The organism is Sphingopyxis macrogoltabida (assembly GCF_001307295.1).
Classification (GTDB): domain Bacteria; phylum Pseudomonadota; class Alphaproteobacteria; order Sphingomonadales; family Sphingomonadaceae; genus Sphingopyxis; species Sphingopyxis macrogoltabida_B.
In genome coordinates, this window is record NZ_CP012700.1 from 3,018,862 (window position 1) to 3,041,870 (window position 23,009).

The 23,009-nt window shown below is 61.8% G+C and carries 17 protein-coding genes and 3 pseudogenes; 6 read left to right on the forward strand and 14 right to left on the reverse strand.

The genetic code is table 11. The annotated features are described in order from the left end of the window. Positions 1 to 49: 49 nt before the first annotated feature. Both AN936_RS25915 and tnpC read left to right on the forward strand, forming a co-directional pair. A pseudogene (locus tag AN936_RS25915) lies at positions 50 to 607 on the forward strand (transposase); the annotation flags it as partial. A gap of 22 nt (positions 608 to 629) precedes the next feature. After that, a pseudogene (tnpC, locus tag AN936_RS14065) lies at positions 630 to 1,795 on the forward strand (IS66 family transposase); the annotation flags it as partial. Positions 1,796 to 1,984: 189 nt separating this feature from the next. Here tnpC and AN936_RS14070 read toward each other — a convergent pair. From AN936_RS14070 to AN936_RS14110, 9 genes are read right to left on the reverse strand one after another with little or no spacing between them, the layout of a single operon-like run. After that, the gene (locus AN936_RS14070) at positions 1,985 to 2,980 is read right to left on the reverse strand and encodes an alpha/beta fold hydrolase (protein WP_039575348.1); all 996 of its coding nucleotides are present in this window, start codon (positions 2,978 to 2,980) and stop codon (positions 1,985 to 1,987) included. Then, complete coding sequence (locus tag AN936_RS14075) at positions 2,980 to 4,581, reverse strand: flavin-containing monooxygenase (protein ID WP_232003481.1); 1,602 nt, start codon at positions 4,579 to 4,581, stop codon at positions 2,980 to 2,982. The genes AN936_RS14070 and AN936_RS14075 overlap by 1 nt, the downstream gene beginning before the upstream one ends. A 29-nt stretch (positions 4,582 to 4,610) precedes the next feature. After that, on the reverse strand, positions 4,611 to 6,224 hold the full coding sequence (locus AN936_RS14080; protein ID WP_054588685.1) for an acyl-CoA synthetase: 1,614 nt from the start codon (positions 6,222 to 6,224) through the stop codon (positions 4,611 to 4,613). 58 nt (positions 6,225 to 6,282) lie between these two features. Further along, positions 6,283 to 7,374 carry an acyl-CoA dehydrogenase family protein gene (locus tag AN936_RS14085; RefSeq protein ID WP_054588686.1) on the reverse strand — a complete coding sequence of 364 codons (1,092 nt, stop codon included), beginning with the start codon at positions 7,372 to 7,374 and terminating at the stop codon, positions 6,283 to 6,285. Beyond that, the gene (locus AN936_RS14090; protein ID WP_054588687.1) at positions 7,374 to 8,594 is read right to left on the reverse strand and encodes an acyl-CoA dehydrogenase family protein; all 1,221 of its coding nucleotides are present in this window, start codon (positions 8,592 to 8,594) and stop codon (positions 7,374 to 7,376) included. The genes AN936_RS14085 and AN936_RS14090 overlap by 1 nt, the downstream gene beginning before the upstream one ends. A gap of 7 nt (positions 8,595 to 8,601) precedes the next feature. Continuing rightward, positions 8,602 to 9,063 (reverse strand): Zn-ribbon domain-containing OB-fold protein, encoded by a 462-nt coding sequence (locus AN936_RS14095; protein WP_054588688.1) that lies wholly within the window; start codon positions 9,061 to 9,063, stop codon positions 8,602 to 8,604. Further along, positions 9,060 to 10,250, reverse strand: a complete 1,191-nt coding sequence (locus AN936_RS14100) for a thiolase C-terminal domain-containing protein (RefSeq protein WP_054588689.1) — start codon at positions 10,248 to 10,250, stop codon at positions 9,060 to 9,062. Before AN936_RS14100 ends, AN936_RS14095 begins: the two co-directional genes overlap by 4 nt. 24 nt (positions 10,251 to 10,274) lie before the next feature. Next, on the reverse strand, positions 10,275 to 11,417 hold the full coding sequence (locus AN936_RS14105; RefSeq protein WP_054588690.1) for an NAD(P)H-dependent flavin oxidoreductase: 1,143 nt from the start codon (positions 11,415 to 11,417) through the stop codon (positions 10,275 to 10,277). A gap of 44 nt (positions 11,418 to 11,461) precedes the next feature. Continuing rightward, entirely contained in the window at positions 11,462 to 12,202 is a 741-nt protein-coding gene (locus AN936_RS14110; protein ID WP_039575369.1) for a FadR/GntR family transcriptional regulator, read from the reverse strand. 190 nt (positions 12,203 to 12,392) lie between these two features. Between AN936_RS14110 and AN936_RS14115 the strand changes: the two genes are divergently transcribed. Both AN936_RS14115 and AN936_RS14120 read left to right on the forward strand, forming a co-directional pair. Continuing rightward, the gene (locus AN936_RS14115; RefSeq protein ID WP_039575372.1) at positions 12,393 to 13,655 is read left to right on the forward strand and encodes a cytochrome P450; all 1,263 of its coding nucleotides are present in this window, start codon (positions 12,393 to 12,395) and stop codon (positions 13,653 to 13,655) included. Positions 13,656 to 13,684: 29 nt separating this feature from the next. Further along, positions 13,685 to 14,011, forward strand: a complete 327-nt coding sequence (locus AN936_RS14120; protein ID WP_039580993.1) for a 2Fe-2S iron-sulfur cluster-binding protein — start codon at positions 13,685 to 13,687, stop codon at positions 14,009 to 14,011. 197 nt (positions 14,012 to 14,208) lie between these two features. Here AN936_RS14120 and AN936_RS24205 read toward each other — a convergent pair. Beyond that, positions 14,209 to 15,191, reverse strand: a pseudogene (locus AN936_RS24205) (helix-turn-helix domain-containing protein); the annotation flags it as partial. Positions 15,192 to 15,680: 489 nt separating this feature from the next. After that, the gene (locus AN936_RS14135; protein WP_223181259.1) at positions 15,681 to 16,181 is read right to left on the reverse strand and encodes a MarR family winged helix-turn-helix transcriptional regulator; all 501 of its coding nucleotides are present in this window, start codon (positions 16,179 to 16,181) and stop codon (positions 15,681 to 15,683) included. Positions 16,182 to 16,249: 68 nt separating this feature from the next. On the opposite strand from AN936_RS14135, the gene AN936_RS14140 reads away from it, so the two are divergent. Both AN936_RS14140 and AN936_RS14145 read left to right on the forward strand, forming a co-directional pair. Beyond that, a complete protein-coding gene (locus AN936_RS14140; protein WP_039575377.1) occupies positions 16,250 to 17,128 on the forward strand; it encodes an alpha/beta fold hydrolase in 879 nt (292 codons plus the stop codon). Then, complete coding sequence (locus tag AN936_RS14145) at positions 17,125 to 17,535, forward strand: hotdog fold thioesterase (RefSeq protein ID WP_054588691.1); 411 nt, start codon at positions 17,125 to 17,127, stop codon at positions 17,533 to 17,535. The genes AN936_RS14140 and AN936_RS14145 overlap by 4 nt, the downstream gene beginning before the upstream one ends. Before the next feature lie 285 nt (positions 17,536 to 17,820). Here the strand turns inward: AN936_RS14145 and AN936_RS14150 are convergent, their stop codons facing one another. The 3 genes from AN936_RS14150 to AN936_RS14160 all read right to left on the reverse strand — a co-directional run bounded on the left by AN936_RS14150 (position 17,821) and on the right by AN936_RS14160 (position 22,955). Next, positions 17,821 to 19,053, reverse strand: coding sequence for a serine hydrolase domain-containing protein (locus tag AN936_RS14150; RefSeq protein WP_158500098.1), 1,233 nt, complete (start codon positions 19,051 to 19,053; stop codon positions 17,821 to 17,823). Between the two features lie 61 nt (positions 19,054 to 19,114). Then, positions 19,115 to 20,662, reverse strand: a complete 1,548-nt coding sequence (locus tag AN936_RS14155; protein ID WP_054588693.1) for a carboxylesterase/lipase family protein — start codon at positions 20,660 to 20,662, stop codon at positions 19,115 to 19,117. Between the two features lie 55 nt (positions 20,663 to 20,717). Then, the gene (locus AN936_RS14160) at positions 20,718 to 22,955 is read right to left on the reverse strand and encodes a TonB-dependent receptor (RefSeq protein WP_054588694.1); all 2,238 of its coding nucleotides are present in this window, start codon (positions 22,953 to 22,955) and stop codon (positions 20,718 to 20,720) included. Between the last annotated feature and the right edge of the window lie 54 nt (positions 22,956 to 23,009).

Genomic DNA, 23,009 nt, shown 5'->3' on the forward strand with positions numbered 1-23,009 from the left:
GAAACACCCTATCTCGGTGTCCACCAAACCGGCAGCAGGCCAGATCGCCATGCATGGGAGAGGTTTTCGCGAAGCCATTGCGCCAACAGGATTGGTGATCGACAAGGTCGAGTATGCCGCCGATCAGATACGGATCACCCGGCGATCCCGATTTCGAGTTTCGATTTACCCGAACTGCTGCCGCCCATCTGCGCGTGTCCACAGTCGATATCACTGTACACTCGCCGATCTACTCTCTCATGGCCGACCGGTTCGGATTACTCTTGTCGCCCGGCGTTTTCGCTGCGCCACATCCCGCTGCACCACGCGGATCTTCGTTGAACGCTTTCCTCCAGATGTGACTGCAACATTTGCCCGGCGTACGGCCCGCCTGGATTCTATCGTACATCACCTTAGGCTGGCGCTGGGTGGGCGTCCGGCGGCCAGCTTGGCGCGCCGCCTTGAGGTGTTCATCGGCGCGGGCAAGCGGCGGGAGTGGCCGCCCGAGGTGGAGGCCTCGATTGTCGCGGAGTGCTATTCGGGCCGCAAGGGCGTCAGTCCTGTGGCGCGCCGGCATGGGCTGGATCCCTCGCAGCTATACGCCTGGCGGCGGGATTTGCGTAAACAGCTTGAGGCCGAGGGTGTGATCCTGCCATCGGCACATTCGGAAGATCGGCGAGGATGTGGCCGAGCGCCTCGATGTGGTGCCGACCACCTTCCGCGTCCTGGTCACCCGGCGGCCGCGTTATGGCTGCCGTTCGTGCGAGAGCGCGATCGTGCAGGCTCCGGCGCCAGCGCGGATCATCGAGGGCGGTACTCCCACCGAGGCACTGATCGCCCAGGTGCTGGTATCCAAGTATGCCGATCACCTGCCGCTTTACCGGCAGGCCCAGATATACGCCCGGCAGGGCATCCGGCTCGACCGATCCACTTTGGCCGACTGGGTCGGGCGAGCGGCCTGGTATCTGCGCCCCTTGCGTGACCACATTCTCGACGAGCTACGACGATCCGAGCGGTTGTTCGCCGACGAGATAACCGCCCCGGTCCTCGATCCGGGCGCGGGCCGACCAAGACAGGACAGCTCTGGGCCTATGCTCGCGATGATCGACCATGGGGCGGCTGCGATCCGCCGATCGTTGCCTATGTCTATGCGCCAGATCGCAAGGCAAAACGCCCTCACACGCACCTTGGTGATTTCGCGGGCATCCTGCAGGTCGATGGCTATGGCGGCTACGCCGCGCTCGCCCGGCGGCGCCAGCAGATCCGGCTCGCTTTCTGCTGGGCGCACGTCCGCCGCAAGTTCTACGAACTGGCCGACACGTCGCCGGTCGCCACCGAAGTGCTGCGCCGCATTGCCTTGCTCTATGGTGTCGAGGACGAGGTGCGCGGTTCACCCGCCGAGCAACGCTGTGCCGCTCGGACCGAACGCAGCCGCGTCATCGTCGGTGATCTTCATCAATATCTTGCCGCCCCTGGCCGCCAAGTCAGCGCCAAGAGCAAGCTCGGCGAGGCGATCCGCTATGCGCTCACCCGCTGGGATGGACTGTCCCGGTTCATCGACGACGGCCGCATCGAGCTCGACTCCAATACCGTCGAACGCTCGATCCGCCCCCTCGCATTGAATCGCAAAGATGCCCTGTTTGCCGGTTCCGACGAAGGCGGCGACAACTGGGCGGTGATCGCCACGCTCATCGAAAACTGCAAGATCAGCGGCGTCAACCCGCACGGGTGGATGACCCAGACCCTCGTGAAACTTGCCAACGGTCATCCCGCCAACAATCTCGCCCAACTCATGCCATGGTCCACCGTGGCCTGAAAACACCGGTTACATGCTTTCGCTGCTTGGCACTGTTTCGCCTTCCCGTTCTATCTGGTGCGGCGCGAACGATGGCTTGAACGCCGCAACGGCATGGCCGGCGAACGCTGAGTGGCAGCTCCCTTTCCCGGCAGGCAAGGTCTGGCAAGCACCGCACCTGCGGGAACCCGGGGCGAAGGACAACCAGGATCAGGCTGCAAGTGGCGGTGCAGTGTGCGTATCCCAAAGGGCAAGAATGCTGCGGAGTGCGGTTACAAAGGCCAAAGGCTGATCGAGCATCAGATGGTGACGGGCTTCAGGCACCGCGATGATCGGAATGTCACCTCCACCCAGCTCGCGGACGTATTCGGCCGATTCCGGGGTGAAGAGTTGGCTCATACCGCCGTGCACGATGGCCTTCCGGCCCGGTGCCTGCACCAGACGCTCGCCCATGGTGAGCCATTCGTTGGGCTTGTTGCTCCTCCGAAAGACCTCGGTTGAAAACTTCCACGTCCACTCGTCTCCATCCTGTCGCAGGGAATGATAGGCCATGTAGTCCAGAAGGAATGGCTCGCCGACCGGCTGGGGCGGGGAAAGGATGTACCGCTTACGTGCCGTTTCATAGCAAGGATAACGCTTGCTGGGCTTGTCCGGATCGCCGGAACCAGGGCTTGACCGCCTGAGGTTCCAGTACTCTTCCAGGAGAGCGGGCCGCATGATCATGAGATCGCAAACCACCACTCCGGCAAAGGCCTCGGGCCACTGGGTCACGGCTGTCAGGGCTGCGCCCGACCCGAAGCTGTGCGCGATGATTGTCGGCTTTTGGCCATCCGCAAACATATTCAGCGCCTCGGCAATCTCGCGAAACTCGCCCCCTCTCGCCAAGAGGTCGGCGCGACCACGCATGTCGCTGTCGCCCATGCCGGCCAGATCAAACGCCACCACGTCATAATCTTCTGCCAGAAACGGTGCAATGAAGGCAAAGCAGCGCGCATGTGCCAGAAAGCCATGGGTCATCAATACCTTGGGCTTGCTGGGGTCACCCCAGCGGAAATAGTGCGCCTTGGCCCCATCTATTTCCACATAACCTTCTTCGCGGGGCACCTTGAGCGCCGACACGAACCATTCGGGCAGATGTGAGCCGTCGCCAGCCCAAACAGGATCAATGTCCACTGGAAAGTCACTTATTCTGAACATCTCATTCATCAGGTTGCGCTGTCCTTGTTCGCTGGTGTGCTGGCGGCAAAGCCGCGGTAGGCATCGCGTGCCACATCGCCGCAAATCGCAGCATAGGTCGACACGCTTGGAAAATTGATGAGTTGGCGCTTCTTACCCGGGATGTTTGCGCCCATGTACCAGGAGTCCGCTTCGGGAAAGAGCGTCATAGCGCCAACCTGAGCGACCATTTCGGTCCAGTCCGCCTCTGCTTGCGGATCGGCGTCGAAAAGATCGTAACCGTTGTTTCGCAGCCAGACCATGAAATCGCAGATCCAGTCGCCCTGCATTTCCGCGCTTGTCGGGCCGTTGGAAAAACCCGAGGGGCTCAGGGGTCCGTAAGCGAACAGCATGTTGGGGAAACCCGATACCGCCATTCCCAGATAGGCGCGCAGCCCGTTGTCCCAAGCTTGCGACAGTAACAGGCCGCCCCTGCCGGTGATGTTCATGTCGATCAACCCGCCCCGCCCCGCGTCGAAGCCGGTGGCGAAAACGATGAGATCGCATTCGACCTCGCCGTCTGCGGTTGTGATTGCGTGCGGCCCGACACGGGTGATCGGGTTTGCCTTCAGATCAACCAGCGCAACATTGTCCTGCGCGAAAATCTCGTAATATCCCTGTTCCAGCGAAGGTCGCTTCGTGCCGAACGGATGCGGCGGTTCGGATGGGGCGAGTTTCTCGGCCAGATCGGGATCGGCGATCCGCGCGCGAACCTTGTCGCGCCAGAAATCGTAGGCGTGGCGATTGGCTGCGCGATTGGTAAGCAAGTCGGCGAAGTTGTGGTACCAGAACCTCAATCCGCCTCGCTGCCATAAATCTTCGAAGTGGGCATTGCGCTCAATCTCGTCGACTTCGAGCGCCGAGACTTCAAGTGACTGGCTTTCAAATCCTCCGCTCGTCTGCCTGCGCTGTTCGAAAAGGGCAGGATAGCTGTGCTTTTCGCGTTCCTGATCCTCCCGCGTCAGCCGCTCCTGCCGCATCGGCAGGGCCAGGATCGGGGTTCTTTGGAACAGGATCAGCGCTTCAGCCCGCTTGGCTGCTTCTTGGGCGACCTGCACACCGCTCGCTCCGGTTCCGATCAGGGCAACTTTGCGCCCATCGAGATCAATACCCTCCTGCGACCAGCGCGCCGTGTGGCACCATTCGCCCTCGAAATCCTCAATGCCCGGAATGTCGGGGATATACGGCTTCGACGCAAAACCGAGGGCTGGGAGCAAGAAGCGTGTCGATACGGATTGCCCGCCCTCAAGCTGTAGATTCCATAGTCCCCGCCCTGCATCAAAATCGGCGCTTTCGACCCTCGATCCCATCCGCATCAGCGGCCAAAGGTTCAGCGTATCGCAGACATGGCGGAAATAGGCCCTGAGTTCTTCCCAGCCGGGAAAGCGCTCACTCCAAGTCCATGTCCGCCACACTTCGGGGATCGAGAATTCATAGAGCGGAATCTGCGAATCCACGCGTGCGCCGGGATAGCAATTCCAGTGCCAGATGCCGCCCGGATCGGTCGCAGCATCGACCAGCAGCACGTTGAACCCGGCGTCCCGCAACTTGTGGAGCAAGTAGATCCCGCTGAAGCCAGCACCGATGATCACAGCGTCATAATCGGGCGAAGTCTGATTCGTCATGAAGCGGCAGTCAGGCTCTCGGCAATTGCCTTCGCCGTTGCATAGTCGGCCTTGCCGTTCGATGCGCGCAGGGGGATCTTCGTTGGATATATGGCCTTCGGTGTTTTGTAGCCTGCCAACTGCCCCCGCACATGATCCTTGACGGCTTGCTCGTCGAACGCAACGTCGCCGCTGAGGTGGACGACGGCGGTGACGGCCTGACCCCATTTTTCGTTTGGCACGTCCACGACCAGCGCGTCACCAATCGCGGGATGGGTCTTGAGAATCTCCTCGACTTCCTCGGGGTAAACTTTCTCGCCAGCAGTGTTGATGCAAACGCTGCCACGGCCCAGCAAGGTCAGGCTGCCATCGGCCTCGACCGTGCACCAGTCGCCCGGAATCGAATAGCGGACCCCATCGATTGTGCGGAAGGTCTTGGCGGATTTCTCGGGATCCTTGTAATAACCCGCTGGGATCGCACCCATGAGGGCGATAAATCCCGGTACGCCGCTTCCCGGCGTCACTTTCTGGTCGTTTTCATCAAAGACATGACAGAATTCGCCAATCGCAAATTTCGCGGTGTTGGTGCCCCCTTGCGCGGTTGTGATGGAGCGGCCGAAGCCGAGCCCTTCGGAAGCGCCGAAGCTGTCCATCAGCACCACCTGGGGGATATGCTTGCACAGCCCAGCCTTGACTTCCTTGCTCCACATCACGCCGGATGAAACGATGGTGACGAGGCTGCTGGTATCCCAGCGGCCGGGATTCCGGTCCAGCGCCTGCAGCATTGGCTTGGCAAAGGCATCGCCCACAATTGCGATGCTTTGCACCTTATGCTTATCAACTGTTTCCCACAACTCCGTCGCATCGAAGGACGAGTCTGCGAGTGTAACGATGGCGCCGCCCGACATAAGTGTGCCGATCGCGGTGATGAAGCCGGTCCCGTGCATCATCGGGCAGGATGGCAGGGTGCGGTTGCCGGGCCCTTGACTTGTGATCAACGCGACGTGTTCTTCGAGTGTCTGAGGAACGGGGGCGAGCAGCTTCTGGGCCTCGAGCTGTGCTTTGCGCATTTGGTCGTGATGCCACATCACGCCCTTGGGCATGCCCGTCGTGCCGCCGGTATAGATGAAGAGCTGATCTTCGGGAGAGCGCACTATGCCGAGCGCCGATCCGTCGCCTTCTTGCGCGAGTGTTTCGTAAGGGATCGCAAAAGGCGCGATTTGCGAAGCCTCGCCAATTTCCACAAAGGTGTGAACCTTCTCGAGCCGATCCTTGAGCTCGACGATACAGTCGCGGAATTCCGAGCTGTAGACGATCACTTCGCTATCGGAATCGTCGAAGATATAGAAGACCTCCTCGGCGACATAGCGGTAATTGATGTTCACATGGATCAGGCGCCCCTTGAAGCAGGCTGCCATCAACTCGCCATATTCGGGTCGGTTGCGCATATAAAAGGCAACCTTGGCCCCATTGCCGGCTCCGCGCTGCCGGAGCGCGCGGGCAACATTGTTCGAACGTCCCGACATTTCGGGCCAGGTGATGATCCGGTCGCCGTGTATCAGGGCCGGCGCATCCTTTGGCATGACGGGCTCGATAGCGTCGAGAATGTCGCCGAGATTCCAGTCGATCACATTAGTTCCCCTCTCCGAACGGGGTGGCGGCTTTGGCGCACTTCCCTTGGAAGAAACATCACGCAGCTTTGGTCCAGCCCTGAAGTGCCGCAGCCTCCGCCCGGACCGCTTCTGGCCCACCCAGAACCTGCCGGTCGAATCCGATCCGTTTGAACCAGTAATGCAGGCCAAGCAGGTCGGTGAATCCCATTCCGCCGTGCACTTCGGTGGAAGTGCGTGCGACAAATCGATAGACCTCGGCCGTGTGCGATTTGGCATGGCAGGCAAGCAGTGATGCCTCATTCGGCACCGCGTCGAAGGCGTGGGCGGCGTACCAGACGAGCGAACGGCACGGTTCATGCCGCGCGGCCATCTCGGCGCACATATGCTTTACGGCCTGGAAACTACCGATCAGGCGGCCGAACTGTTCGCGCTGACCAGCATAATCGACAGCCCTTTCGATCATGGCCTGACCTGCGCCAAGGCTGTCTGCGGCGAGGATCACGCGGCCCGCATCGCGCAGCCGGGCCACTGTAGCTCCGCCATCGTCAGCCAGTGGTTCCGCTTCGTCCCCGTCAAACCGCAATTCCCCGACGCTACGGGTGCGATCGATGGTCGTCAACGCGATAGCTTCCAGCCCGGACGCCTTGGCACCGACAAGGTGCAGCCTGCCACCGGAATCGGCGACGACGTAGGCATCAGCTCCTTCGAAATCGAGCGCGAACAGGGCGGTGCCGTTGAGCTTCCCGCCGGCAGAGGAAACTCCCGCGCCGTCGCGCACCTCGATCGTCTCGGAAATCGCGACACCGACACGCGCCTCGCCGCTCGCTATCTTTGGCAGCCAGTGGGCCTTTTGCTCCTCGTTGCCAGCTTCGCGCAAGGCGATCGGTGCGAGAACCTGACTGGCGAGAAACGGCACCGGTGCGACCGCATAGCCAAGCTGTTCCGCCACCACCGCCGCGTCGAGCAAGGTCATGCCGAGCCCGCCATGCTCTTCGGGGACGAGCATTCCGGCAACGCCCAGATCGTGGAGGGCGCGCAACACCTGGTCGCTCAACGGATTGTCCCGCTCCGCACATTCGCGGACGTGACTGAGCGGGCTGGTATCGGCGAGGCACCGCGAAACGGCGTCGCGCAACATCTGCTGGTCCTGCGAAAGTCCAAAGTCCATCAGTCTGCTCCCTGCTTCTGTCGCGCCATGTCCGCGGGGTTCGGCTCACGTGGCATTTCAAGGCCGCGTTCGGCGATGATGTTCTTCTGGATCTGAGCGGTCCCGCCGCCGATGATGAGACCGAGTTGGAACATATAGTTCCATTGCCACGCCCCGCCGTCCCGCTCACGCGGGCTGTGGTGATAGAGTATGCCCAGTTCGCCCATGGCGTCGATTGCCAGCGCGGATATCTGGTGAGCGAGTTCACAGCTTTGCAACTTGACGATCAGCTTCGCCATGCCGCCCGGCTCTCCCCTAAGGCTGTTCGAAAGGATGCGCATCCCATTGTATTTCATCGCCGCTACTTCGGCCTGAAGTGCCACTAGCCGGTCGCGCAGTACCGGATTGTCGATCGCGCGACCCTGGCCCAAACGCTCTTCCTGCATCAGTGCGATCAGCGCCTGCAGCCGGTTTTCGAGCGCGTCGGGATCGCCCAGCATTCCGCGCTCATGGCCTAGGGTTGCGTTCGCGACGAACCAGCCCTGGCCCCGCTGGCCGACGATCTGGTGCATGGGGACGCGCACATCGGTGAAGAACGTCTCGTTGAACTCGGCGTGACCGGTCATCGTCTTCAAGGGGCGAACCTCGATGCCCTGCGTGTCCATCGAAAAGATCAGGTAGGAAATGCCGCCATGTTTGGGTGCGTCAGGTTCGGTCCTGACCAGGCAAAAGATCATGTCGGCCTGCTTGGCGGTGCTGGTCCAGATCTTCTGGCCATTGATAACAAATTCGCCGTTTTCGATGTGCGCGCTGGTCTTGAGGTTGGCTAGGTCCGACCCGGCACCGGGTTCGGAATAGCCCTGGCACCATACGATATCGCCTTTCAACGTGGGTTCGATCCAGCGCCGTTTCTGTTCCTCGGTGCCGAGTTCAAGCAGGGTCGGCACGAACATCGAGATTCCCTGATTAGAAAGCCCGCCCGGCACCCTGGCCCGCGCAAATTCCTCTGCGATGATGCGCGATTGGAGAATGTCCGGCTCCGCTCCATAGCCTCCATACTCCTGCGGGATCGTTCGCGCGGTATACCCATGCTCGATCAACAGCTTCTGCCATTCGACTGCCTTGGACGAAGGTCGGGCCGCCCGGTCAGCAGAAGGCGGCGCGAGATGGCGGTGCGCTTCGATGAAAGCCCGCACTTGCTTGCGGAAGACATCGTATTCGGGCCCGTAATCAAGATCCATGACGCTTCTAACTTTCACGCAGGCGGAAAACAGGAAGGCGGAAGTCCTCACCGATCAATTCGAATTCCACTTCCACCGGAAGGTCGAGCGCTAGGCGCTCGTGATCGCAACCAATCAGGCGCGTGGCCATGCGTACGCCCTCTTCCAATTCCACCACCGCCGCCACGAAGGGAATTTCGTCGGCAAAAGCCGGGTGGAGGGCCTGGTGGGTAACGGTCCAGGAAAACAGCGTGCCCTTGCCACTGCTGCGTTCCCAGGAGAATTCCGGCGAGCCGCACTTTGCGCACATATAGCGCGGTAGGTGGCGGAAGCAGCCGCAGCCGCCGCAGCGCTGGAAATAGAGATTGCCGTCTTGGCACCGCTTCCAGAATTCCTGCTCAACCGGGTCTTGCGGGCGAGGTCGCGGTTTGGGCGGCGCAACCTGCGCGGAGGGCCGCATTTTGGGAGGCAGATCGCTCTCGCTGCTCATGCAAACCTCCTGAGAATGGCAATGCTTCCATCGCCAAGGTCACCCCAGCCGGTCACAAGACCAGTTTGGGCTCCCAGCACCTGGCGCTCGCCGCAGTCGTGACGAAGCTGGCGCACTGCCTCGACCACGTGGTTGAGTCCCCAGACATGCGCCTCACTGAGCAAGCCGCCATGGGTGTTGATCGGATAGCGGCCACCCAGCTCAATCTGGCCATTGGCGACGAATTCGAACTGTGCACCCGGTTCGCAATAGCCCATCGCTTCCAGTTGCAGCAGAACGACATAGGTAAAGCAGTCGTAAATCTGCAGGAAATCCATGTCCTCGCGCTTGACGCCCGCCATGTCGAAAGCGCGCGGGGCAGCATAGCTGAGGCCAATCTTGAAGGGATCGGGCCGCGAGGGGATGTCGTCGGCGGGATAGGGGTGGCCTTCCGCGGCACCGGCGATGCTGACGGGCACATGCGGCATATCCCTGGCCCGATCCATTCGCGATATGACTACCGCGCAGGCGCCATCGGTTTCAAGGCAGCAATCGTAAAGGCGGAAGGGCTCGGATATCCAGCGCGCCGAATGATAGGTTTCCGCGTCGAGTTCGCGCCCATAGGTAAAGGCGCGCGGATTCAACTGCGCGTGACGCCGGCAGGCTAGCGCTACCGCTGCCATCGCATCCGCGCCCACGCCGTAAAGCTTCGAGTGACGGGTCGCCAGCCAAGCATACATCTGCACCGGCAGGAACACACCATAGGGGATGTAATAGCCCTGGATGGTATTGGTCAGCGTGTTCATGTTCATCGCCCGAGTGGGCGGGGCACCCGGCTTGGGCCTGAGGGCGGAATAGCCGTTCCAACCGAGCGTCACCAGCACGTGATCGCAAAGCCCGCTGGCGATCGCCATTGCCGCGTTCTGCAGCGCCGTCGTCGGGCTGGCGCCGCCCATGTGAACGGTGGCCGCATAGCGCAGCACATCAATGCCGAGATTGGCGGCCATTTCCTCCGAGGTCGTATAGATCGGCGGCGGCACCATGCCGTCGATGTCGCAAGGTTTCAGCCCGGCATCTGAGATTGCGCGGCGCGAGGCTTCCAGCATCATGTCCACCGCGGTCCGTTCGGTGCCCTTGACGAATGCGGTTTCGCCCACACCGGTTATGGCGGCCTTGTCGGCAAAGGATAAGGTCTGCGAAGCGTTCATACAGCGTACCCGTCTTGCCGCAATTCAGGAATAGAATCTGGCATCGGCCAGCGCCCTTTCGGCCCCTTCGACAAGATCGCGCATGACCTCTGCCGCTGGACGGATCGAATGGATCAATCCAATTCCCTGCCCCGCGAAGCCGGGCATGATATCCTTGCGCTGAGCCTTTATGCCCGAAGCCATGACCGGCCCTGAAATCATCGACTGGTAAGGCATCGGAAGCGGCTCCTTGCCCGCCGCAACCCAAGCATCGGCCCATTTGTTGCGGATCATGCGCGCAGGCTTGCCGGTCAACGAACGGCTAACGACGGTATCTGCATCGCCGCCGTCGGTTATTGCTTCCTTTTGGAACCGTTCAATCCCTGCCTCTTCGGTTGCCAGGAACGCCGTTCCGACCCACGCGCCCAGAGCGCCCAGCATCATCGCTGCGGCGACTCCGCGGCCATCGGAGATTCCACCTGCTCCGATCACGGGAACCCGATCGCCCACCGCGTCGACTACCTGCGGAATCAGCGAGAAGGTTCCGATCGGGGAGTTGTGCCCGCCGCCATCGTGGCCCTGCGCCACAATCATGTCGATGCCGGAATCGACCACCTGCTGGGCGTGCTTGACCTTGCCGATCACCGCCATGACCCTGGTGCCATTGGAATGAAGGCGGTCCATCCACGGTCCGGGATTGCCGAGGCCGGCGGCATAGACTGGCACCTTTTCCTCGATTACCACTTCCATCTGCGCCTCGAAAAACTCCCGCGTGAACAGCTGCGGACCGCCCTTGCCCATTTCCGGCGCGCCAGCCGCGCGCATGGCCATTGCGGCATCCACTTCGGGCAGATCCTCGCGTTCCATGAAATCGCGGGTGAACTGCTGATATTCGCCAAGCAGTGCCATCGGGTTTTCGAGCGAGGCGCCGCTCTGCGGTGCCGAACCGCGCCTGACGGAGGCAGGCAGAAGGGTGTCGACCCCAAATGGCTTATCGGTCAGTTCGCGGGTCTGGCGGATCCAGCTGCGCAACTGGTCTGGCGAGCAGGCCGCAGCGCCAAGAACGCCAAGTCCCCCGGCATTCGATACTGCGGCCGCGAGCGCGGGGACACTCGCCCCGCCCATTCCGGCCAGAAGGATCGGGTATTCGATCCCGAGAATTTCGCATATGCGGCTCTTGAGTGCCATCGTAATACCCTCTCCATCCAGCGCCACCCACCGGCGCCCGTTTTTTACGTCTGTCCCCACCTGACCTTCTGGGACACAAGCTCAGGGCTTCTCTGTGCGAGATAGGAGGCGGAGCCCGCCACGAGACGCGCCATAGCCTGCCGCGCTCCTTCGGCATCGCCCTTGCGCACAGCTTCAAGGACGCGGCGCAAGAAACGCAACTGGACCGCACGCTCTTGCGCCGAATACCCCAGCGAGAGCGAGAATTCGCGGGTAAGCATATGCAACGCGGAAGTCAGAAGGCCGAAAAGCGGATTGCCGCTGGCCCAGCCGAGCATATCGTGAAAACGGCGATTCAGTTCCTCGAACTGGCTGCTCGCTTCGTTTCGCTCCAGCTCTTTGAGGCAATCGGCAAGTGCGCTCAGATCACCCGTGGTCGCGCGCTGGGCGGCATAGGCTGCAACATCCGCCGCAATCGCTTCGCGCAATTCGAGCAAGCCCCTCAAGTCCGCCTCCATGAAATGCAGGATCAGCGAGAGGCTGTTTGCGAAATCGCCAGTCTGCGGGCGAGCGACCACCGGCCCGCCACCGCGACCTAGTTGAAGATGGATAACGCCTTGGAGTTCAAGGAAGCGAAGCGCTTCGCGCAAGGTCGCTCGGGCGACATCGTATCGCGCAAGCATTTCGTCCTCGCGCGCCAACCTGTCGCCCGCAACATGCGCCCCGGCTTCGATATCGCGTACGATGTCCTGCGCAAGCGTGAGCGCACGCTTGGCCTTCCTCGAATCATCGACCTTCGGTTGCATCACTGGGAATCGCTCCTCTGATAAAACCTTATAAGAGTTTATCGGATGGCATGTCCAGCATCAGTCTATGAAGTTTGCAGTGCGGTCAAATGTCGCAACAATCCTTATAAGCTTTATTGACCACACCCTGCGAAACATCTACCTGTTTGATAGCAAGGTGAGTCTGCTTGCCTGGGATGGAGGACGAGACATGAGCATCGACACGATGGAGCTGGATACTGCCGGAAAAGTTGCAGCCATTCCGATCGACGAAATTGATGTCGCACGGCCGAGTCTTTTTCAGCAGGACACGATCGGCCTGTATTTCGACCGGCTGCGCAAAGAGGAGCCGGTCCACTATTGCCGCGAAAGCTATGTTGGGCCTTACTGGTCGATCACCAAGTTCGACGATATCATGGCTGTCGACACCAACCACAAAGTCTTTTCGTCGGAGGCAAAGCTCGGCGGTATCGCCATTCAGGACATGCATTCGGTGGAAGGCGCGCTCGAACTTGAAATGTTCATCGCTATGGATCCTCCAAAGCACGACCAGCAACGCAAGGCCGTCACCCCCGCTGTAGCGCCGTCCAACTTGCTGTTGCTCGAACCGACAATCCGCGAACGAGCGTGTCAGATTCTCGATGATCTGCCGATAGGCGAGGAATTTGATTGGGTTGACAAGGTCTCAGTTGAATTGACCACGATGACCCTTGCTACCCTATTCGATTTCCCGTGGGAGGAACGCCGCAAGCTCACGCGCTGGTCCGACGTCACAACGGCCGCCCCTGAAACCGGCATCGTCGAATCGTACGAAGCGAGGCGTGAAGAACTCATCGAGTGCGCGATGTATTTCAAAGGACTGTGGGAGCAGCGCATCAACGAAGAACCGAAGAACGATCTGATTTCCATAATGGCGCATTCCCCGGCGACACGGGATATGCCCTTCCTCGAATTTCTGGGTAACCTGCTGCTGCTGATCGTGGGCGGCAACGACACCACGCGCAATTCGATAAGCGGCGGTGTGCTGGCGCTCAATCAGAACCCCGATGAATATCGCAAACTGAATGACGACCCTTCGTTGATCGCCAGCATGGTGCCGGAAATCATCCGCTGGCAGACGCCGCTGACTCACATGCGCCGCACTGCGCTGCAGGACTGGGAGATTGGCGGCAAGCAGATCAAGAAGGGCGACAAGGTCGTGATGTGGTACCTGTCGGGCAACCGCGACGAAACGGTCATCGACCGGGCTGACCGGTTCATCATCGACCGCAAGAATCCGCGCCATCACCTGTCATTCGGTTATGGCATCCATCGATGCATGGGTAACAGGCTGGCAGAACTGCAGTTGCGGATCATCTGGGAAGAAATTCACAAGCGGTTCGCCAAGGTCGAAGTGACCGGCGAGCCCGAGCGCCTTTTCTCAAACCTTGTGCGCGGGATCACCAATCTGCCGGTGCGGCTGCACGCGCGCTGATTTGCTGAAGCAGAAATACGGAGTGTATGATGGTCAAAGTGACGTTCGTATCCAGCGATGGAACGCGGCGGGAAGTCGAAATTGCCGAGGGCGAAACCGCACGCGAGGCGGCGCTCTTCAATGATGTACCGGGCATCGACGGCGATTGCGGCGGTGTCTGCGCCTGTGCGACCTGCCATGTCCATGTCGATCCGGCCTGGATCGACAGGGTTGGTCGCCTGGTCGAAGGGGCAGCGGAGGCAGAGCTTCTGCAATTTGCCGAAGGTGCCAACGAATACAGTCGCCTCGCCTGCCAGATACCCATGGTGGAAGGAGTGGAAGGTTTGATTTTGCACGTTCCCGAGCAGCAATACTGACCAGACAGAGCGCAGCCCTGTCGTGCGCGTGCGGCGTCGCAAATTCAGTTTTGAACGGAGGTTTCAGTGCCAACTCAGCTAGAACCTGATGTCTAGACGAGCGAAGACGCATTTCGCACCGAAATGCGGCAATTCCTCGCCGCCCATTTCCCTGACGAATTAAGGGGCGCGGGCAATATGCTGGCCGGGCCCATTGGCAGCTTCGGCTTGTGGATCATCCTGGCCGACGCGCATCCGGAAGCTTCGAGGGACAGCTCCAGCGTGTCGGTGACATCCCCGGCCCGCATGGTGGTACACAGCTTCCAAAGGATGACATAACGGGAGAAGTCGTCGAGCACGGTCGACAGGTACACCAAGCCCCAGCCGATGATCTTGAAGTAGGTGAAGTCGGTCTGCCACATCTCGTTCGACCGCGTCGTCTTGGTGTGGAACCCGTCGGCGGCCTTGATCACGATGAAGGCCGGACTGGCGATCAGGTCATGGGCTTTCAACATACGGTAAACCGTGGCTTCCGACACGAAGTAGCGCTTCTCGTCGGTGAAGCGCACCGCGAGCTCGCGGGGTGACAGGTCGGTTGTATCCAACGCCATGTCGATGATCTGCTGCTGGATATCATCGCAGATGCGGTTCCACACCCGCCTCGGGGCCGATGGCCGATCCTCCAGCGCCTCCGGCCCGCGCTCGAGGTAGCGGTCGTACCAGCGTTAGAAGGTCCGGCGCGGGATGCCCAACTGCTCCAGCGTGCGCTTGGCCGGCAGGTGCGACTGCTCGACGATCCGAATGATCTCCAGCTTCTCGGATGCGGGTTACCTCATTCGTCGTCGGCCCTATCCGCGATCATGCTTTTTTTGAGCAACCGGTTTTCCAGCGTCAGATTGGCCACGCATTCCTTAAGGGCACGGGCTTCGCGGCGCAGGTCGTGCACCTCGCCGGTGGTCGCGGCACGGGCGGTGTCGCCCGCCAAGCGCCGCTTGCCCGCCTCCATGAACTCCTTCGACCACGTGTAATACAAGCTCTGGGCGATGACATCCTTGCAGCACAGCTCGGCGATGCTGTCCTCGCCGCGCAGGCCTTCCAGCACGATCCTGATTTTGTCCTCTGCAGAGAAGTGCCGGCGCGTCGCACGCCGTATGTCCTTCACCAGCCGCTCAGCAGGGGCCTTCGGCGCCGATTTTTTCAAGGAGGATGGGCTTCATCCTCGTTCCTTAGTCACTACGACGAAGCCCAAATCCTCCTTAAATCACAACCTCAAATCTGTGCCATTGGTGCTGACGGCGGACAGCACCGGCAATCCGCCCTCACATGAAGCGCTCGGGTTGAGCCATGTCGGTCTCCACGCAGAGGTTCGTTTCTTGGTAGACAACTCGTTGCACGAAATAGCTCGTCGGTCAATTGGCGCTGGCACGCGAAGCCAAGAGCGGCCCGCCTCGCGGGAGGGCGCTCACCGCCGAACGATTGCCGGCTCGATCGGACTATTCTGCAACACGGCGGGAGGCAGGTAGGGCTCCGTGCCGCGATATTCGCAATTAGTTAGCCGTCAGTGCTGGCAACCTGATGCAGCGGGGGCAGAACGGCCGCGGCGCGCCGCCTCAGACGCGAGCGGTGCCAGTTGGGGATATCGGCTTGCTGACGATGAATGGCGTCGGCCATTTCAAATCTTCCACGGCTCCTATCGAGGAGGCATGTCTTCCGATCCGCTTTCGAGATTGCCGGACATTTTCGTCAGCAATGAGCGCATCGCGCGTATCTCAGTTGGGGAAATCATATGGAGCAGTCGCGCGTAGATCATGTCGGCTTCGGCGCGCAGCTGAGGCAGGATTTCGATCGCTCGGGGCAAAAGATGAAGTTCCCAGACGCGCCGGTCGCCCTTGGCAGCGCGCCGTTCCGCGAGCACCATTCTTTCCAGCTGGTCGACAACATGGCCAACGCTGGCACGCTCCAGTTCGAGGCATTTGGAGAGGTCGGTTTGGGTCATGCCCGGGGTCCGATAGATATAGACGAGCGCGCGCCACTGGGTTCGCGTCAATCCGAAGCGCGCCGTTGAGGCATCAAACTTCCGACGCAGTTTGCGGGGCACTTCCTCGATGAGAAAGACAAACTCGTCTGAGGCCGTCAGAAGACTTTTCGCGGGAGAGATGCCGCTTGTATTGCGAGGTTCAACCATCGTCATGGACTGTAGAGCCAACATCATATTCTGAAAACCCTTTACTGTAAGATATGATATAGTATGATCGTGGAATGATTGATCAGTCGATCACGCTTGCCGGGAAAGCGGGCCATGAAATCGCAGCGTCGGTTGATGGCCCGGAACTCGGATTACCGGTAATCCTCGCGCACGGCGGCGGACAGACCCGAAGGGCATGGAGGGCGGTAGCCCACCGGCTCGCGAGCCATGGTTTCCGGACCATCGCAGTCGATATGCGCGGGCACGGCGAGAGTGCATGGGCCAGCGACGGAGCCTATGATATCTCCGATTTTGCGGCCGATCTCGTCGAGATCGCTGCGGCGACGGCGAGCAAACCGGCGCTGATTGGCGCGTCTCTTGGTGGCCTGGCCGGGATCATCGCCGAGGGAAAATGCGCACCGGGAAGTTTCGGATCGCTGACGCTGGTCGACGTCACACCTCAGATGGAACCGAGCGGCGTCGCCCGCGTGGTCGGTTTCATGGCGGCGCATGCGCGCGATGGTTTTGCGTCGGTGGAAGAGGCCGCACAGGTCATTGCCGACTATCTGCCCCATCGCCCCAGCCGGAAGGCTTCGGCCGGGCTAGCACACTATCTGCGCCGCAAGGACGATGAACGCTTCTATTGGCACTGGGACCCCGCCTTCATCGAAAGAGTGACGCAGCAGGGCGGCGGCGTTTCCAGCGACCATGGCCGCACCGAGCTCAGCGCGGCCGCTGCCTGCTTGACCTTGCCGGTGCATCTGATCCGCGGCGGGTCAAGCGATCTCGTCTCGCTGGAAGCCGTCAAGCATTTCCAGGGCCTTGTCCCTCATATGGCGTATAGCGACATTGCGAATGCGACTCATATGGTGGTGGGGGACGAGAACGACGCTTTCGGGCAATCGATCCTAGAGTTTTTGCTCGGCATCCATGAAGCGGAAATGAAATCATGAATGCCCCCGCCGTCCCGGGGCTTGAGGAATTACGTGACCTATTGGCGCTGGCCCCTTTTCACCGCTGGCTCGGGCTCAGCATCGCTGAGGTCGGCGCCAACGAGTTGGTGATCTCCATGCCTTGGCGAGACGAAATCATCTCAAATCCGACGGTCGGCGCGGCGCATGGTGGCATCGTATCGGCTTTGATCGATCTGACCGGCCTCTATACGATCATCGCGATGGGGGGTGCTGCGCGGGCGACGGCGGACCTCCATGTGGATTTTCACCGACCGGCCAAGCTGGGGCCGCTTCGCGCGATCGGCAGCCCGGTGAAATTAGGGCGGCAGATAAGCGTCGCGGCTACCCGGATCCTAGCCGCAGACGGAACCTTGGTGGCGAGTGGTAGAGGGGCCTACGTCGCCTGATAACCGCCCGAGGCGAGCCAATCTGCGCGGCCAGATGCATGCCCAGCAGCTTTCGGAGCCGAGGCAGTGGCGGCAGCGACACGCTTTTTGGCGACGTGTCCCTAGGCCGAACCCACGACCGGACGGCCGCGCATCGGCCATTCAGTCAAATCGGCTCCCTGCCGGTCACACGCGGGTTTGGCCGCTCGCCTTTGAGCCGTCGACTTTGCCTAGTCCGACAGGCCAGCCACGCAGCGCATGGAGATCAAGTTCTCCTGTGCTGCGTGACTAGACTGCTGGGTCAGGTCAGGGCGCCGGGGTGCGATTCGCGATCGCATCCTCGATCAGATCCTGCATGACCTGTTCGAGCTCGACGCCTTTCCGGTCGCCTCCGCTCGATATTTCGGTGGCGATCAAAGCGTAATAGCCGGTCTCGCGATCGATCCAGCCGGTCCAACCATAGGCACCCGGTGAGGAATTGATCTTGGACGTCGCGCAGGCCGAAGGCGTGTCGCATTCGACAAAGGAGCCGAGCGCATATTCCCAATTGCCCGCGCTCGCCGGCACGAAAACGCGCGGCAAGCCTGCGGTACGTTGCTGGGTGAAGCTTGTCATATCGGTAATAAAGCTGCCGCCAAGGAAGGCACGCAGAAGTTTCGCATAGTCGCGCGGCGTCGAATAGGCGCCGCCCGCGACCCACGGGTTGGTGGGAGCGCTTCCCGCAGGGTCATACCAGGTCGTGCTCGTCATCCCGAGCGGGGTCGTCACATGCTGCGCGAACAGTTCGTGAAAATTGCGCTGGCGTGCCGGTGACGTGCCGGGCGCGATGCTTATATCCTTTGCCTCCAGATAGGCAGCGGCGACCTGAAGGCCGTGCGGTCCATAGCTATATTGCGCGCCGGGCGCGTTGCCCGGGCGCAAAATATCATAGCGCAAATCGTGGATGCTCTTCGCGCAATTGTAGAGCGTCATGGCCGGAAGCAGCTGACAGCCGCCAACGAGCGGGCTCGCATTGAAGCCCGACGTCATCGACAGCGCATGCTTGAGTTGGACATCCTTCTTCGTTCCGATCGTGGTCCAGAAGGCAAGCGGCGGCCGCATCGGATCGTCGAGCGTCGCGATGCCAGCCTGCACCATGCGCATCCCCAGCGCGCCGGCGAACCATTTGGAGGCCGACGCAAGCGGGGTCACCCGATCGATACCAAAGCTGCCCTTCTCGTAAGCGAAGAGATAGTCGGGATCCGAAGCATTCCCGACGGCGAAATAGCCGTTATCGACCTCGGTATCAGCGTCGATTGCCGACTGTAACGCGGTCCAGTCATAGGTATAACCGCCGACGGTGGCCGAAAGGCTGGCGGCCGCGGGCGCCGATGCCGCCGACGTCGACGCTTTAGCAGCGGGCGCCGCAGGCGGAAGCTGCACCATGGGACGCGCCTCGCCGCCGCCGTTGCCCCCGAACCCGCCCTGCGCCGCAAAGGCCGCAGCCCCAGCCATCGCCGCACCAGCGGCAAGCCACATCCATTTCGTTCTTCCAGCCATTTTCTCTCTCCCAGCTTCGTTGCACATCGTCGAAACGGAGGGCCTAGCGCGGCCGGACGGGCTAGGGCCTGGGCTGGCCGTTCCCGAAGTGAACATTGAGCAGATGGTCGAGCTGCGCCTTGCGAAAGCCGGCGACGACGCCAGACTCGGGCGCAAATTTTGCGAGACGGTCGCTTGCCGCATCGTAACGCGGCCAGTCGCGAACGAGTGCGCAGCCAGGAACGCCCGTCTTGGCGAAGCCAACCCAGCAGGCGGCGATGCCTTCGCCGAAGCGGCGATCCTCGTCACCGACGGCGCCGGCGACCGACGCGAAATAGTCGAGCGTCCCGAACAGATAGGGGATTTCAGACCCGTGCGCGGCGCCCTTGGCGCGGTCGCGCCGCGCCGCTGCGACATAGTCGAAATGATAGAGATACGAAGGCGCCCCTCCCGCCGTCCGGGCCGCGAGCCAGCGCGCCGGGGCGACGAACCAGGCGTCGCCCAACACCTGGCGCGCCAGTTCATCATCGGCCAGCCCCATGCCATAGGCGGCCCGGCCCGCCGCCTGGTCGCGCCCTAGATAGGCGAGCGCGGGGGATGGCGGCACGCCCATGGCAAGGATGACGCTCGCCTCGTTGCTGTTCGCGCCGACGAGGAGCGGAACGTCGATCGGCTCGCTACGCGCAAAGACGCGCCAAGGCGCTTCGCGTACCAGGTCGCCGTCGAGGATGGGGCCGGTCATCGCGCCCGGCGTCCGGACCTCGCCAGCGGCAACGAGCGCGGCGGCGGGCAGCGCGCGAAGCGCGTCGAGCGATGCTGAAGGCGGCGCACCTGCGCGCGCTGCCAACGCCGCGCCTAGCGCTTCTTGCTCGCCAAGCGGGCGCGGATCGAGGAGACCAACGCCCGACTGAACGATCGCCTTGGCGAACAGGCCTTTGGCTTCGGGCTGGGCAAGGATCGTCGTCACTCCGATCGCCCCGGCGGATTCGCCGAACAAGGTGATCTGGCGCGGATCGCCACCAAATGCGGCGATATTTTTCTTCACCCACCGCAGGGCGGCCAATTGGTCCATCAGGCCGTAATTGGCGAGCGCCTCGCCGCGCGGCTTGGCCGCGCTGAGCGCGGGATGGGCGAAATAACCGAGCGCGCCCAACCGATAGTTGATCGTCACCAAAACCACACCTTGCCGCGCGAAGGCGGTGCCGTCGAAAACCGGGAAGGTGCCCGAACCGACCACATGGGCGCCGCCATGGATCCAGACCATCACTGGCAGCTTTCGCGCCCCCGCCGGGCGCCAGATGTTCAGCTGGAGGCAATCCTCAGACTGATGCTCGGCTACCCCGCCCGCGACAAGTGCGGGGCGCACCGTCTGCGGACAAGCCGGGCCGAGTTTTGCGGCATCGCGGACGCCCCGCCAGCGCGGCGGTGCCTGCGGCGCCCGCCAGCGAAGAGCGCCGACCGGTGCGGCGGCGAAAGGAATATCAAGGAAGCGCTCGACGTCCCCCGTGCGCGCGCCCGCAAGGCGCCCCTGCGCGATTGTCGCCGCGGGGGCCGTCTCCGCCGCCGCGACAGACACCGATCCGGTCAGCATCGCGGCACCGAACAGTGCTGCCATCACCAAATGCCGCATTGCGCCCTCCTACCCTTCCCGACCAGCGGCTGGAGGCCGCGGACGGGAGCGCGACCTAGAAAGAAATGCGTCCTTCGACGCCGACGACGCGAGGCTGGCTGTACCGGTTGATCGTCGGCGCCTGCGCGACGAAATAAACCTTGTCGAAGACGTTGTTCGCGAACGCGCTGACGCTGATCTTGCCGAAGTCGACGCCGACCCGAAGATTGACGAGGACATAATCATCGAGGTCGACCGAGGTCGCTGTCAGCTCCTGTTTGCCGCCCCATTGACCACTGATCAGGACATTGCTGGTCAGCGCGACATCCTTGGTGACCGGGTAGCGCAGATTGAGGTTGGCCGAGGCGAGCCAGTCGGGAACCTGCGCAAGGTCCAGCCCGTCATAGCGGCCGCTCTTGACCTTGCCCTCTTGCCGCGAGCCACTCAAGGCGAGGCGGCCATTGCCTTCGCCGAGATCGAAGCCCTGGCTATATTCGGCCTCGATACCCCAGCTTTTCGCATCGCCTGCGTTGGTTAGATAGGCGACCGCGGCGATCGGGCACGCCGGATTGGTGAGCGCGCAGCCATCGTCGACCTGCGCGATCAGGTCTTCAAGCTCGGTGTAATAGCCCGCGATTGCGAAATAGCCGCGGCGGATCGGACTGCCCTTGATGCCGACTTCGTAAGACGTGCTGTTTTCGTTGCCGAACAGCACCTGCACAGGACTCGGCGCGCGCGGATCGGAGAGGCGCGTGTTGAACCCGCCGGCCCGATAGCTGCTGCCGACCTTGCCATAGGCGAGGATGTTCGACGTGAGCTTGTACGAGAGGGTCGCATTGTAGGAGAGATTGTCGGCGTTGATGCTGTCGTCGATGATCCGCGATGGCCCGCCGGTGGGCAGGCCAGTCCCCAAATCGTAAAGCCGCGCCGAGATGCTCCGGCTGTCGCGGGTATAGCGCAGTTCGCCGGTCAGGTTGAGGCTGTCGGTGATGTCGAAACCGAGCGAGCCATAGGCCGCATAGCTTTCGAAATGCAGCCGCGCGGGCGCGATATTGCCCGGCGACGGATTGGCGAGCGTCGGCGTGCGCGTCGTCGCCACCGAGAAATCGCTGTCGAGCAACAGCATTTCGGCGCCGACCAGCCATGTGAAGCGATCGCTCGCCCCGCTGACATGAATATCCTGCGAAAAATTGTCGGTCGTGTCGACGACGTAGGACGCGGTGCTGGCATCGAGCGGCGTGAGAGCGCCGATCTGCCCCGCGGCGCGCGCACGCGCCAGCTCGGCGGGGCTGATCGCGTCATTGTCGAGATCATATTCGGACGTGCGCTTGCGAAAGGAGGTTGTCGACGTCAGGTCGGCACCGCCCAGATCCACGCGGACGAGCGCCTGAAGGCCGTCCACGTCCTGGCTGGCGCGCGGCGCGGTGTTCCAGGGGTAGCGAAAGCGATCCTGCGTATAACCGCCGGGAAAGCCTGGCGTGCCCGCGGGAATGGATATCTGGTAATGGATCGTCGGCGTGGTCAGCCGCTGGGTCTCGGCCGTGATGATCGCGTCGACCGGCCCGCGCTTCAGCCGGATCTGGCCGCGCAGTCCGTGGCCCTTCTGCTGGTCGAAATAGACGTCGTTGTCGGGATTGTAGAAGAAGCCCTTGTCCTGCTCGACGAGATCGCCGCTGATGCGGATCGCCAGGCCATCGGCGAGCGGGACATTGATCGCGCCCTGCGTCTGGAAGCTGTTGTTCTCGAAGCCATAGCGCGCGCTCGCCCAGCCCGAGAGATCGAATTCGGGCTCGGCCGAGATGATATTGATCGCGCCGCCGACCGCGTTGCGGCCGTACAGCGCGCCCTGCGTCCCGCGCAGAACCTCGACGCGGCCGATGTCGAGCAGGTCGAGCCGCGTGAAGTTGCGACCGCCCACCGGACCGCCGGCGATATAGGCACCGTTGCGATAGAGCCCGACGCTCGGGTCGCCATTGGTGGCACGCGCGGTCGACGAAGCGCGGATCGAGATCTCCGACGTGACGGACGAGTTCAGATTGTTGAAGCGAACGCTTGGCTGATCGGCGAGGAGTTCGCCGCTGCCCGTGGCGCCGCCGCGATCGGTGAGCGACGTGATATCGATGACCGACGCCGCGGTCGGCACATCGGCCAGCCGCTCTTCGCGGCGGCGCGCCGTTACGACTATGGCGCCATCATCATCCGCTTCAGCCGCGTCCGGAAGAGCTTCGGACGGTGCGTCTTGAGCGAAAGCAGGCGGAGCGACGGCTACCCAAATCGCGGCCGTGCAGAAAAGAAGGTTCGCTCTGCGTCCCATGGTCACTCTCCCCATCTTGTTATCGCAATTATTATCGATAATTTTGTGCAAAAC

Coding starts and splice junctions, on each gene's coding strand:
- AN936_RS14140 (WP_039575377.1), top strand. CDS start 16,250: ATGATTGATCAGTCGATCACGCTTGCCGGGAAAGCGGGCCATGAAATC.
- AN936_RS14090 (WP_054588687.1), bottom strand. CDS start 8,594: ATGGATCTTGATTACGGGCCCGAATACGATGTCTTCCGCAAGCAAGTG.
- AN936_RS14100 (WP_054588689.1), bottom strand. CDS start 10,250: ATGAACGCTTCGCAGACCTTATCCTTTGCCGACAAGGCCGCCATAACC.
- AN936_RS14150 (WP_158500098.1), bottom strand. CDS start 19,053: ATGGCTGGAAGAACGAAATGGATGTGGCTTGCCGCTGGTGCGGCGATG.
- AN936_RS14135 (WP_223181259.1), bottom strand. CDS start 16,181: ATGACGATGGTTGAACCTCGCAATACAAGCGGCATCTCTCCCGCGAAA.
- AN936_RS14105 (WP_054588690.1), bottom strand. CDS start 11,417: ATGGCACTCAAGAGCCGCATATGCGAAATTCTCGGGATCGAATACCCG.
- AN936_RS14110 (WP_039575369.1), bottom strand. CDS start 12,202: ATGCAACCGAAGGTCGATGATTCGAGGAAGGCCAAGCGTGCGCTCACG.
- AN936_RS14120 (WP_039580993.1), top strand. CDS start 13,685: ATGGTCAAAGTGACGTTCGTATCCAGCGATGGAACGCGGCGGGAAGTC.
- AN936_RS14070 (WP_039575348.1), bottom strand. CDS start 2,980: ATGAATGAGATGTTCAGAATAAGTGACTTTCCAGTGGACATTGATCCT.
- AN936_RS14160 (WP_054588694.1), bottom strand. CDS start 22,955: ATGGGACGCAGAGCGAACCTTCTTTTCTGCACGGCCGCGATTTGGGTA.
- AN936_RS14145 (WP_054588691.1), top strand. CDS start 17,125: ATGAATGCCCCCGCCGTCCCGGGGCTTGAGGAATTACGTGACCTATTG.
- AN936_RS14085 (WP_054588686.1), bottom strand. CDS start 7,374: ATGGACTTTGGACTTTCGCAGGACCAGCAGATGTTGCGCGACGCCGTT.
- AN936_RS14115 (WP_039575372.1), top strand. CDS start 12,393: ATGAGCATCGACACGATGGAGCTGGATACTGCCGGAAAAGTTGCAGCC.
- AN936_RS14155 (WP_054588693.1), bottom strand. CDS start 20,662: ATGCGGCATTTGGTGATGGCAGCACTGTTCGGTGCCGCGATGCTGACC.
- AN936_RS14095 (WP_054588688.1), bottom strand. CDS start 9,063: ATGAGCAGCGAGAGCGATCTGCCTCCCAAAATGCGGCCCTCCGCGCAG.